At 38.8% G+C, this 12,156-nt stretch carries 9 protein-coding genes and 1 tRNA gene; 5 read left to right on the top strand and 5 right to left on the bottom strand.

The features are described from left to right. Positions 1 to 704: 704 nt before the first annotated feature. On the top strand, positions 705 to 1,607 hold the full coding sequence (locus B806_RS0106225) for a helix-turn-helix transcriptional regulator (RefSeq protein WP_017402764.1): 903 nt from the start codon (positions 705 to 707) through the stop codon (positions 1,605 to 1,607). Between the two features lie 111 nt (positions 1,608 to 1,718). Next, positions 1,719 to 2,720 carry an aldo/keto reductase gene (locus tag B806_RS0106220; protein ID WP_017402763.1) on the top strand — a complete coding sequence of 334 codons (1,002 nt, stop codon included), beginning with the start codon at positions 1,719 to 1,721 and terminating at the stop codon, positions 2,718 to 2,720. Positions 2,721 to 2,766: 46 nt separating this feature from the next. On the opposite strand, the gene B806_RS0106215 is transcribed toward B806_RS0106220, so the two are convergent. Together B806_RS0106215 and B806_RS0106210 are read right to left on the bottom strand one after the other, a co-directional pair. Beyond that, positions 2,767 to 3,159 carry a hypothetical protein gene (locus B806_RS0106215; RefSeq protein WP_017402762.1) on the bottom strand — a complete coding sequence of 131 codons (393 nt, stop codon included), beginning with the start codon at positions 3,157 to 3,159 and terminating at the stop codon, positions 2,767 to 2,769. Between the two features lie 24 nt (positions 3,160 to 3,183). Next, complete coding sequence (locus B806_RS0106210; RefSeq protein WP_017402761.1) at positions 3,184 to 3,927, bottom strand: hypothetical protein; 744 nt, start codon at positions 3,925 to 3,927, stop codon at positions 3,184 to 3,186. A 229-nt stretch (positions 3,928 to 4,156) separates the two neighbouring features. On the opposite strand from B806_RS0106210, the gene B806_RS0106205 reads away from it, so the two are divergent. Continuing rightward, the gene (locus B806_RS0106205) at positions 4,157 to 5,044 is read left to right on the top strand and encodes a DMT family transporter (RefSeq protein ID WP_017387533.1); all 888 of its coding nucleotides are present in this window, start codon (positions 4,157 to 4,159) and stop codon (positions 5,042 to 5,044) included. On the opposite strand, the gene B806_RS0106200 is transcribed toward B806_RS0106205, so the two are convergent. After that, positions 5,041 to 5,961, bottom strand: a complete 921-nt coding sequence (locus B806_RS0106200; protein WP_017387534.1) for a LysR family transcriptional regulator — start codon at positions 5,959 to 5,961, stop codon at positions 5,041 to 5,043. The two genes, B806_RS0106205 and B806_RS0106200, sit on opposite strands and share 4 nt — an antisense overlap. A gap of 138 nt (positions 5,962 to 6,099) precedes the next feature. Here B806_RS0106200 and B806_RS0106195 point away from each other — a divergent pair, with 138 nt between their 5' ends. Further along, the gene (locus B806_RS0106195) at positions 6,100 to 7,344 is read left to right on the top strand and encodes an MFS transporter (protein WP_017387535.1); all 1,245 of its coding nucleotides are present in this window, start codon (positions 6,100 to 6,102) and stop codon (positions 7,342 to 7,344) included. A 124-nt stretch (positions 7,345 to 7,468) separates the two neighbouring features. Beyond that, positions 7,469 to 7,544, top strand: a tRNA-Thr gene (locus tag B806_RS0106190). A 130-nt stretch (positions 7,545 to 7,674) separates the two neighbouring features. Here the strand turns inward: B806_RS0106190 and B806_RS20160 are convergent. Further along, positions 7,675 to 7,797 (bottom strand): hypothetical protein, encoded by a 123-nt coding sequence (locus B806_RS20160; protein ID WP_017402760.1) that lies wholly within the window; start codon positions 7,795 to 7,797, stop codon positions 7,675 to 7,677. Positions 7,798 to 8,036: 239 nt separating this feature from the next. After that, positions 8,037 to 12,156 (bottom strand): Ig-like domain-containing protein (locus B806_RS20210; RefSeq protein ID WP_017402759.1); only part of this gene is annotated, 4,120 nt, incomplete at its 5' end.

Here is a 12,156-nt window from a genome sequence, read left to right as displayed (position 1 = left end):
AACCAGTTTTTAAAAACTGCTTAACTAACTGTCCAACTTTATGGGGTCAGATCACCCTACCGCTACGAAGGGGGACGAACGAGTTCGCCACCAAAAAGAGAACTTTTTGATGTCTTGTGTGTTATATCGATCTGTCAAAATCGACTGGCAATGTGGCCAGCAGGCAAAGGATAATCCGCGAGTTTTGGAGTGTCAATGTAAGGTTGAATAGAAATTGGTTAAATAATTATTGTTGTTTATTCAATCAGATATTTGAGCTAAAAAGACCTTCAACTTAAATTTAACGATATCATCATAATAGTAAAATTGGTGGCAGAACGAAAAGAGGTTAGCAGACTGGACACACAGAACCAGCACACTCGAAAGTGTCCCCTTCTCGCTCTACCATATAATGGTGGCAAAACGAAAAGGGGTTAGCAGACTGGGTACAGCACCAGCACACTCGAAGGTGTCCCCTTATCGTTCTACCCTAGAGTAGTTTGCAGACAAAGAATAATTCTCAAGTTTTTAAGTGTCAACGTTTATATATTATTAATTTATAAAATATTTTTATTTCTATTGGCTCATTTTTTCATTATTAATTTATCGTTCATTTTCAAACCCGTTTAAATGACCCGATTGATCGCGTTATAAATAAAAGCTACAGTAAATAAAGTTTGAATTTTATAACTTTAAATAAATTGATAACGCATGCAGGCAAAAACATGGAAACCATACATGATTTTTATCGCCGCTTTTCTTTAACCAGAGATAGCGATTACTCGGTTCCATCGACGTCGTTTGGACATTTCAACGTGTTCCAACGCGATGCCTGCTCGTTTCTCACGCCTTATAGCCGCCGCGATTATTATAAAATTTCACTGGTTTTAGGCACAGGCGAACTTCACTATGCTAACCGCTGGATACGAGTAGACCGCCCTGCTTTACTGTTTTCAAACCCGATGGTTCCTTATGCATGGGAAATTAATTCGCCTGAACAAGCAGGCTGGTTTTGTCTATTTACCGAAGAGTTTGTAAACCAAGAGTCAAGACAAAGCTTTTTAAAAGATTCACCACTATTTAAAGTCGACGGCGACCCGCTGTATTTTTTAAATGACCAACAAGTTGAAGAAATTTCATTTATTTTCAAAAAGATGATGACTGAAATAAATTCAGACTATATTCATAAATACAACGTTTTAAGAAACTATTTGCACCTGATTGTGCATGAAGCCATGAAAATGCAACCGACCCAACAGTTTGAAAAACATAGCAATGCTGCGGTTCGGATTTGCCATTTATTCTTTGAATTATTAGAACGCCAGTTCCCAATCGACTCCCCCCATTTTCAGCTTAAACTCAAAACTGCAAATGACTTTGCCTATGGCTTGTCGGTGCATGTGAACCATTTAAACCGAGCTGTAAAAGAAGCCACAGGTAAAACCACCTCTGAGCATATTAGCTCGCGTATTACGCAAGAAGCCAAAGCGCTGCTACAGCACACTAGTTGGAATATTTCTGAAATTGCGTATAGCTTAGGCTTTGAATATTCAGCGTATTTCACCAACTTCTTTAAGAAAAATACGGGCTTTTCACCTAAAAAGTTCCGTGAAGACTGTGTGGCCTAAAAACAGATTGTTTGAATTTTATAATTATTGGTTTGAATGTTATACGTCAGTTTGAGCCAAAGCATTTTATAGTTTTTCTACTCAAGTGATTTTGCAAAAAGAGTGTGAAAAATGAAATATAGAACTTTAGGACAAACAGGCGAAAAAGTATCAGCACTTGGTTTAGGTTGCATGGGAATGAGCTTTGCCTATGGTGCCTCAGATGACACACAAAGCATTGCCACTCTAGAAAAGGCATTAGACCTCGGCATTAACTTTTGGGACACTGCCGACATGTACGGCAACGGCGCAAATGAAGTTTTACTCTCAAAAGTTTTAGAAAAACACCGCGACAAAGTATTTTTGGCGACCAAATTTGGCTTCCGCTATAGAGAAGACAATCTTAACCCGAAAAACTCTTTAGAGTCTTATATCGATGGTTCTCCAGAGTGGATTAAAGTTGCGGTCGAAAACAGTTTAAAACGCTTAAATACAGACGTGATTGATTTGTATTATGCGCACCGCATAGATCCGAATGTCCCGGTTGAAGATACCATTGGCGCAATGGCGGACTTGGTCAAGCAAGGTAAAGTTCGTTACCTAGGACTTAGTGAAGCGTCGGCTGAAACCATTCGTAAAGCGCATGCGATTCACCCGATTGCAGCGGTTCAACATGAATACTCGCTACTTACCCGTGAGTTTGAGCAAACCCATTTGCAAACCATTTGTGAGTTAGGCATTAGCCTTGTGCCGTATTCTCCGTTATCGCGCGGTTTAATTACCAATACGCTTGATGTGAGCAGCCTAGACGAAAACGATTTCCGTCGTCAGTTGCCACGCTATCAGGGCGATAACTGGAAAAATAACCAAAGCTTGGCGCAAGCATTTAGCGAGTTTGCTCAAAGCAAAAATGCGACAGCGGCTCAACTGGCTTTGGCTTGGATTTTGGCGCAAGGTGACGACATTATTCCAATTCCGGGTACGCGTAAAATTGAGCGTCTTGTGGAAAATGCAGGTGCTGTAGACCTCCATTTAACAGCGGCAGATTTGGCAGAAATTCAAGCGATTATTGCGAGATATCCAAACATGGGCGCACGCTATAACGCTCAGCAACTAGCAGCGGTCAATCATTAAAAACGAACCTATAAAAAAAGTCCGACTCTATGTCGGACTTTTTAATTTAATTTTTGCTATATGTGCCCTGCTGGCGTCCACCTTCCCAGATCGCATCTAAGGATTTATCTGAAATCGTTAGGCTTTCAGGGAAAATACTTAAATCCTTTTTAAATTTAGAGTCTGGTTTTAAACCAATACAGTCCCCGTTTTTCCACCATGTCCCTTCGGCATATTGGTCTAAAGCGCCAACAGCGAGCATCCATTGAAACTTGCCGTTTGGTTGAAGTAAAAGTTCCGAACCAACTTCCATCACGCCATTTAAATAATAGTGCCCACTCCACGTCTCATCGGATTTTTGGAATTTCACTTCTTTACAGGTGCTGGTTGGTTCTGCATAAATGTGAGCAGAAAAAATAACCGTCGAAAGAAGTATTAGAGGTGCAAATATATTTTTCATTATTGTGTTCCTATATGTTTAATCTTATTTTCCAGACTCGACTTTTAAATACGTTCCATCGGCATAAACGTTATGTCCAAAGCCACAACCCGACTCGCCTTCGCTTTGTTTGGCTTGAATATAATTTCCTAATTTCGCATTAGATTTAAAATCGAGCTGAATACGGCAGTCTTCATTTTTATAAACCGTTTGCTTTTTATTAGTCGGCATTTTAGTGTCAAACTCACCCATATTTGGGCCATAGATCAAACTTCTAAGTCCCATATATAAACCGGCATAGCTGATTGCATATTGACCCTGCTTACGGCTTACCGTGATGTGGTCCCACTCACCAAAACCTGAGTAACGTACATATTCACCTGATAGATCATTTGATGCTTTAGGTGCAGGTAACTGTTTAAGATTAAACTGACTAGATTTTGATTTTTCATCGAGCATAAACCACGATCTTGCCCAGAGTGGTTGACCCAATTTAGCATAGGCTAAGCCCACATTATTGTTGGCAACTTCAATATCTCGGTCAGTAAATTTAACTGTGGTTTCATCTTCATTGGCTTTACAAAAAGCAGTCCAAGAGGCTTGATTCTGGAAATTTTCGAGCGCTTTTTTATATTGTTTTTGGTCGTAGAATTTCTTACCTAAACTCGCGTATTGCTTCACTTTATTACAGCTTTGTTGTAGCTCTTGTTCATAAGAAAACTCTGCATGCGTGACCGCCAAAGCTGAAAGTGTAAGAACCGCGCAGCCTGTAATAATTGATTTAATCATTTTTAAAATTCTTTAATAATTAACTAATTATATAATATGAGCTAGCGCTCTAAATCACAATTATTTGAAACAAAAGTCTATAGAATGCCTTTAGTCTTGAGTAAGAATTTATTAAATCAATTCAAAATAAATCATTGAAAATATTAAGCGTTAATTGGTTATTTTTGTTGAATATTCATCCAAAAAATATTGTAGACTGCATGCGTAAAACTTAGGAAGAATTATAAGAGTGAATAATCTAATTATTGGAAGCCTATTTGCGCTTTGTGCAGCTGCACTCAATGCCTCTATTGGTGTAATTAGTAAATTACTCATGCACAGTGGTTTAAACCCACAAGACATTGCCTTTTTAAAAACCATTATCGCCTTTTTCTTTTTAAGTGTGTTTTTATTTAAAGTGCCTGTCAGCCAAAAGATTGCATTTATTAGCAGCACGCCAAGTAAACTCAGCGTTTTTGCTCAAATTGCTATCTGTGCTTTTTTAGGTATTTTCTCGCTATTCTTTTTTGAGACCATTGCTTATAACCACGGTGCTGCGGCCAATGTGGTGGTGGTACTCATGGCTTCGGCTGCCATCTCTGCCCTATTTTTTGGGAGGTTCATTTTAAAAGAAAGCATCTACATTCATTCGCTTATTGGAACATTATTGGCGGTTGCTGGGATTAGCATTATTTCGTGGAAAGGGGAAAATAGCCTTTTAATGCTGATTAATGCTTCTATTGCCGGTACGGGTTATGGCTTATTTTCGGTTTTAGTGAAAAAGTTCAAATTAAACGGCGGCCTGTTTCTGACTAAATATTTATTGCTGTTTGGTAGCGTTTATCTTGCGGTTCCGTTTTTAATTAATTTTCACAGCATTAATTTTAATAGTGACATTGTTTTAGGTTTGATTGGTTTAGCTGTTCTGCCGACCATACTCGGCTTTTTCTGCACCACCAAAGCATTGTCTTATATGAGTGCCGCAAAGGTACAAGTGACCGAACTTTCTGAACCGATTTTTGCAGCACTTATGGCTTGGGTTTTCATTCATGAACAGCCGACTTTATCGTTTTTATATGGCGCGATTTTTATTATTTCAGGCATCTTTTTAATGAATAAAGCGCCGAAATCAAACTAGCCAATTTCATATATTTCGTTGGCGTGGTGGCAAGCCACTTGCACCACACTGGCAAAGTTAATCGCCATTTGTGAAGGGGCATGTTTTTTATAAGCAAGCCCTAAACCCACCGTAGGTACAGGTGCTTTTAAAGACCGATAAGCCACACCCTGTATTTGCAATTGTTTGGTCGACTCGGGAACCAAAGACACCCCTAAATTTGCAGATACCAACGATAAAATTGACACAATTTGCGGAGCATTTTGTCCAATTTTTGGTTCAAAACCACGCTCATGGCAGGCTTGTTTAATCGCATCAAAAAGCCCTGCACTAATGGAAGGTGGCGAGACAATAAAATCAAGCTCTCGTAGCGCTGTTAAATCAATTTCTGGTGATGCATCGTCGAGTTGAAAAGTCTCGGAAGGCAAAGCAGCAATGAGGGGTTCTGCTAATAATTCTTGAATAATTAAACTATCTGGAATATTTCGTGGCGAACGAATAATTGCGACATCTAAGCGGTCTTCAAGCAATAAATCGATGAGTAGTAAGGTGTTGGCTTCTTCAAGTTTTAAATTCACTTTTGGATATTGCTGCTGAAAATAACGAACACATTTAGGAATTAGAGGGTTCAAGATTGAAGTGCCTGTAAAGCCTAATCGCAATTGGCCCACTTCGCCATTTGCCACTTGTTTAACTAAGCTCGCTGCATCTTCTACACGTTGCTGTACGGGCTGAATTGCATTTAAAAAGGCAAGCCCTGCTTCGGTCAGCTCTACCCCATGAGGTGATCGAATAAATAAATCTGCACCTAGCTCTTCTTCTAAGTCTCGTATTTGCATGCTTAAAGGCGGCTGGCTCATGTTTAAGCGTTGAGCAGCTTTGGTAAAGTTTTTTTCTTCTGCTACTGCCAAAAAGTAGCGTATATGCCTGAGTTCCATTGTTATATATAAAACATATCGTGTCCCATTATTAAATATATTAGAAAAATACCTTTTAAATTGCTAATTTTAATTTATCGAATTTTCTCGATGCAGCATGCCTTTAGGTCCTGCTCTTTTTTCTGTCATGGTCATGATATGAGTTCTTCATCTACACCCAGTACTTTAAGTACTGAGGCAACTACTGTTCTTTCCCGTGAGTGGATTCACAAAGGGACTAAAGCCTATAAACACGCAGGATTTGCTTTATTCCTCGTAGGTTTTGCCAGTTTCTCACTGATTTATTGTGTGCAGCCACTCTTACCTGCATTTAGCCAAAGCTTCCAGATTAGTCCTGCAAGTAGCTCTTTAGCACTGTCATTAACGACTGCCTTTTTAGCGATTTCGATTGTACTATCAAGCGCCTTTTCACAAGCCCTTGGCCGTCGTGGTGTAATTTTTACATCAATGCTGTGTGCAGCAATTCTTAATATTGTCTCAATGTTTACCCCTAACTGGCACAGCTTGCTTATAGCACGCGCTTTAGAAGGTCTACTGCTCGGTGGTGTTCCCGCAGTGACAATGGCTTGGATTGCCGAAGAAATTGCACCTGAGCACCTAGGTAAAACTATGGGTTTATATATTGCAGGTACGGCTTTTGGTGGCATGATGGGCCGTGTCGGTATGGGTATTTTGGTTGAATATTTTTCTTGGCGCACCGCCTTAGGTTTACTTGGGGCAATCTGTTTTATTTGCTCGATTGCCTTTTTAAAGCTACTTCCTGCTTCGCGTAATTTTGTGCAGAAAAAAGGGCTAAATTTAGATTTTCACATGCAAATGTGGCGTGCTCATTTAAGCAATACAAAATTATTACGCCTGTTTGCCATTGGGTTCTTGCTGACTAGTGTTTTTGTCACCTTGTTTAACTATGCCACTTTCCGTTTAAGTGGGGCGCCTTATTCACTCAGTCAGACTCAAATTAGCCTTATTTTCTTGTCGTATAGCTTTGGTATGGTGTCTTCATCGTTGGCAGGTAGCTTAGCCGATCGCTTTGGCAAAAAAACCATGATGATGAGTGGTTTTGCTTTAATGATTGTGGGAAGTCTCATGACCCTGCTCAATTCTCTTTTCGGCATTATTATTGGTATTGCATTTATTACTACGGGTTTCTTTATTACCCACTCACTTACCAGTAGTTCTGTGGGAGCCGAAAGCAAACAAGCGAAAGCTCATGCTAGTTCGCTCTACTTACTGTTTTACTATATGGGTTCAAGTATTGTTGGTTCGGCAGGCGGTTGGTTCTGGCTGCACGGTGGTTGGAGTGCCATTGTAGGCTTAACTGTTGTACTGTCATTACTTGGGATATTTTTAGTCATTTATACAAAACACGCAAAAGCGCATTAATGTGTTGAAACCCTAACTTTTTCAGGCTAAACCCTATGAGAATTTAAAAATGATATGAAAAAATTTAAATGCTCATTTTTTAGCTTGTAATTTTTTTAAGAAACTGTAAAATTCACTCCACGTTGCCGGCATAGCTCAGTTGGTAGAGCAACTGACTTGTAATCAGTAGGTCCACAGTTCGAATCCGTGTGCCGGCACCATCATTAAACCTCATGAATATTTGATTTATGGGGTTTTTTGTTGCCTGTAGGTTTTGTACAGTGCTAGCCCAACGGACTATTTAACGGTCCATTTGATCGATAGTCTGTTGGTCCAAATAGATCATTGGGCCTACTCTTTTTCCTTATCCAACATGTTCCCCATATCGTTTCCAGCTCTTTGGCCTTCCATGCGAATTGCGATGTCGATATACCAACTTTCATAGTTGCTATCGCAGCACAGAGCAGAACGCATGGAAAACTTAAGACGTTAGGGGAATTCTAAAAGTTCCTTGCATTTCCTGTTTCGGGCTGGACATCTAAGGGGAATGCCTGATGGTTGTGGGGAATTTCCAAGTATAAAAATCATTAATATTGGATATGCTATTAAAATCTATAGATAGCAGCCTCGTCACTAGAAACAAAGCTGCCTTTCCTCTAATAAAGATCCGATAAATCTAAGTCAATTTACTATTTGACTTGCGGTAAAATAAGTTAATGAATAAATACATTTGATGCGATCAAATCATTTAATGAACTATGATTATCTACAAGCAAAATCAATTCTTGAGAATTATACATAGAGTGACTTGAACCATCCCTATCAACAGAAACAATTAATCCAGACTGAGTATCTTGTACAGATACATAGCCTTGAAGATTTCCACTGTCATTTATGAGTAATTGAGATAAATCAATTTTATCTTGCTCAGCAAGATTAAAATCCGTCCACTCACTCTTAGCATTTCCGCCTAAATTATCTATATTATCAAGAACATTGAAAATCAACGTATCTGCGCCAGCATCTAAATTATAAGAGTAAGTTTGATCTGCTATAATTGTCTCAATTACATCATTACCAGTTGTACCAAGCACAGTTTTGGCAATATGTTGCTCAATTTGAGCTTTATCCCAAACAGTTTCATCATCAAATACAATAGAAGATAAATTATCCTTACCAAAACGTATTGTTGATGCTGAATCATTGAATGATATTATGATTAGTGAATCCGACTGCTTAAGTGAAATATCACTAGAAAGCACTGATTTTAAATGAAGAATATTTTCTTCATTTGTATTATCTAAAATATGAATATAACTTGATGTACCAAGTAATGTTTTATCTACAATATAAATATCATTACCTGCTTGACCCAATAAAGCCGTATACGCATTTGAATTACCACCATAAACCAACGTATCACTACCAGCCCCACCATATAGATAGTCCGAACCTGTATTAGAAATTAACGTATCATCTCCATCACCACCATACAGATAATCATCCTGTACACCACCTTGTATCGTATCATTACCATCTAGACCATAAATTATGGAATAATTAGCATCTGCCAGTAAATGATCATCTCCATCTGTACCTAATAATCTACCGATAATATTGGCTTCAATTTGTGCTTTATTCCAAACTGTTCCATCGTCAAACACAATTGAGGATAATTGTCCCTCACCAAAATGTATGGTGGCAGTTAAATCATTAAATGTAATAATTCTATCCGCACTAGCTTGTTTTAAGATAATTTCATCAGCTGAAACTGATTTCAAATAAAGTGTATTTTGTTCATTTGTATTATCTAAGATATGAATATAACTTGATGAACCAAGTAATGTTTTATCTACAATATAAGTATCATTACCTGCTTGACCTAGTAAAGCCGTATAGCCATTTGAATTACCACCATAAATCAACGTATCACTACCAGACTCACCATATAGATAGTCCGAACCTGTATTAGAAATTAACGTATCATCTCCGTTCCCGCCATATAGATAATCATTTCCAGTAGATCCTTTAATAATTTGAGTAAATGTAGGGTCTGTTGGTTTGTAAGTTCCTGATACAGTATTAATTATAGTGGTTAGTGGTTGAGAACTATTCCCAGCTTGATCTGTAGCAGTTACCCTATATTCTACATTTAACCAATCGAATTTTTCCTCAATATTTACCTGAACCCAAGCCCCATCAATTTTTTGCTCAACAGCATAACTATCACTTGGCGCATTAAAAATAATTTTATCTGTACTAGCATCGTAATTAAACAAATTAGCCAATATAGGTGCCGTAGTATCAGGTGCATTTATATTAATTGAACTTTCATTACCTTTAGCATCCGCAGCAATTACTTTTAATAATTCACCATCTTCATAAACTGTATTCAAAATTACATTGTAATACCCGGATGCATCAGCTATTGCCGAACCGATTACATCACCTGCAGTATTTTTAACAATTATTGTGGTATTTGCTTCAGTTGTACCTTGTACTGATTGCCCTTCAGCCCATCCACCTTGAATAGTTGGTTGATGCAAAATTGGTGGCGTACTATCTGGTGCAATAACCTCTTTCGCTTCAGTTTTATTATCCGATTGATCTGCTGCCGTTACGCTTAAGCTTTCACCATTTAAGTAAGCTTTATCAAGAGTAATAGAATAATTTCCTGCCTCATCTGCATTAGCTGTGCCTACAACTTTTGTTTCGTAATGGTCTACTTCTAAAATAGTTTTTGGCACTTCTTGCGTTACATTTACATTTATAACGGGGACCATTGAACTAGAATAATTTACTGTCAAAGTATAGGTTCCAGGCGGTAATACCGAACCTTTTGCTAAATCAATACTGTAATTGCCGTCTCCAACTTGGGAAATACTACCATTTAGACTTGTATTTAAACTCGCACTAGAAAGAGTTGAACTATAACTACCAGAAAGTGAATTAGTCGAAGAACTCAAATTTAAAGAAACATGTGCATTTGTGCCTGTAACTTCGAAAGAATATGTTTTCGATAAAGAATTTGACTGTACTGTCTCACTCAAAACAGATTGGGTTTCTAAAACAGTGACTTCTTTATAAATAGCAGTTATTTGTTCTACTGTCACTCTTGCACCTACTTCAGTCGTACCTGTAACCACTTTACCTGCAGCATCTATAATTGCAGTTAAACTTGATGGTGCCGTGGTGTCGGGTGCATTAACTGTTTTTGGTGCGGTAGCATTACCAGATTGATCTGATGCTGTAGCACTTAAGCTTTCGCCATTTAAGTAAGCTTTGTCTAGGGTAACTGAATATTTACCTGTGGCATCAACAGTACCTGTACCGATTATAGTTCCTGCAGTATTTTTAATTGTTACAACAGCATTCGCTTCAGTTACACCTGTAACCACTTTACCTGATGAATCAATCGTTGCAGTTAAACCTGTTGGTGCCGTGGTGTCGGGTGCATTAACTGTTTTTGGTGCGGTAGCATTACCAGATTGATCTGATGCTGTAGCACTTAAGCTTTCTCCATTTAAATAAGCTTTATCTAGGGTAATCGAGTATTTACCTGTGGCATCTGCGGTAGCCGTACCAACTACGGTTCCTGCAGTATTTTTAATCGTTACAACAGCATTGGCTTCAGTTACACCTGTAACCACTTTACCTGATGAATCAATCGTTGTAGTTAAACTTGAAGGTGCAGTGGTGTCGGGTGCATTAACTGTTTTTGGTGCGGTAGCATTACCAGATTTGTCCGCAGCCGTTGCACTTAAAGTTTCACCATTTAGATAAGCCTTATCTAGGGTAATCGAGTATTTACCTGTAGCATCAGCTGTAGCTGTACCGATTAGGGTTCCCGCAGCATTCTTAACTGTTACAACAGCATTTGCTTCAGTCGTACCTGTAACCGCTTTACCTGATGAATCAATCGTTGCAGTTAAGCTTGAAGGTGCAGTGGTATCTGGAGCATTAACTGTTTTTGGTACTGTGATATTACCTGCTTTATCTGCCGCTGTTGCATTTAAGCTTTCGCCATTTAAGTAAGCTTTGTCTAGGGTAATTGAATATTTACCTGTGGCATCAGCAGTACCTGTACCGATTATGGTTCCTGCAGTATTCTTAACTGTTACAACAGCATTCGCTTCAGTCGTACCTGTAACCACTTTACCTGATGAATCAATCGTTGCAGTTAAGCTTGAAGGTGCCGTGGTATCCGGCGCCTCAACTGTTTTTGCTATTGTGGTATTACCCGATTTGTCTGCCGCCGTTGCACTTAAAGTTTCGCCATTTAGATAAGCTTTATCTAGGGTAATTGAATATTTACCTGTGGCATCAGCTGTAGCTGTACCGACTACGGTTCCTGCAGCATTCTTAACTGTTACAACAGCATTTGCTTCAGTCGTACCTGTAACCACTTTACCTGCTGTATCAATCGTTGCAATCAAACTTGAAGGTGCTGTAGTGTCTGGTGCAACAATGGTTTTTGGTGCTGTGGTATTACTCGATTTGTCCGCAGCCGTTGCACTTAAGCTTTCACCATTTAGATAAGCTTTATCTAGGGTAATCGAGTATTTACCTGTGGCATCAGCTGTAGCTGTACCGACTACGGTTCCTGCAGCATTCTTAACGGTTACAACAGCATTCGCTTCAGTTACACCTGTAACCACTTTACCTGCAGCATCTATAGTGGCAGTCAAACTTGAAGGTGCCGTAGTGTCTGGAGCATTAACTGTTTTTGGTGCTGTGATATTACCTGCTTTATCTGCCGCTGTTGCACTTAAGCTTTCGCCATTTAGATAAGCTTTATCTAGGGTAATCGAGTATTTACCTGTGGCATCAGCT

The organism is Acinetobacter sp. TG2027 (assembly GCF_000302435.1).
Lineage (GTDB): Bacteria > Pseudomonadota > Gammaproteobacteria > Pseudomonadales > Moraxellaceae > Acinetobacter > Acinetobacter pittii.
This window is presented reverse-complemented; position numbering and strand designations above follow the sequence as displayed.

Excerpts from the sequence above, each read along its gene's own strand:
- B806_RS0106220 (WP_017402763.1), top strand. The coding sequence starts at position 1,719 with ATGAAATATAGAACTTTAGGACAAACAGGCGAAAAAGTATCAGCACTT.
- B806_RS0106225 (WP_017402764.1), top strand. The coding sequence starts at position 705 with ATGGAAACCATACATGATTTTTATCGCCGCTTTTCTTTAACCAGAGAT.
- B806_RS0106210 (WP_017402761.1), bottom strand. The coding sequence starts at position 3,927 with ATGATTAAATCAATTATTACAGGCTGCGCGGTTCTTACACTTTCAGCT.
- B806_RS0106195 (WP_017387535.1), top strand. The coding sequence starts at position 6,100 with ATGAGTTCTTCATCTACACCCAGTACTTTAAGTACTGAGGCAACTACT.
- B806_RS0106215 (WP_017402762.1), bottom strand. The coding sequence starts at position 3,159 with ATGAAAAATATATTTGCACCTCTAATACTTCTTTCGACGGTTATTTTT.
- B806_RS20160 (WP_017402760.1), bottom strand. The coding sequence starts at position 7,797 with ATGCGTTCTGCTCTGTGCTGCGATAGCAACTATGAAAGTTGGTATATC.
- B806_RS0106200 (WP_017387534.1), bottom strand. The coding sequence starts at position 5,961 with ATGGAACTCAGGCATATACGCTACTTTTTGGCAGTAGCAGAAGAAAAA.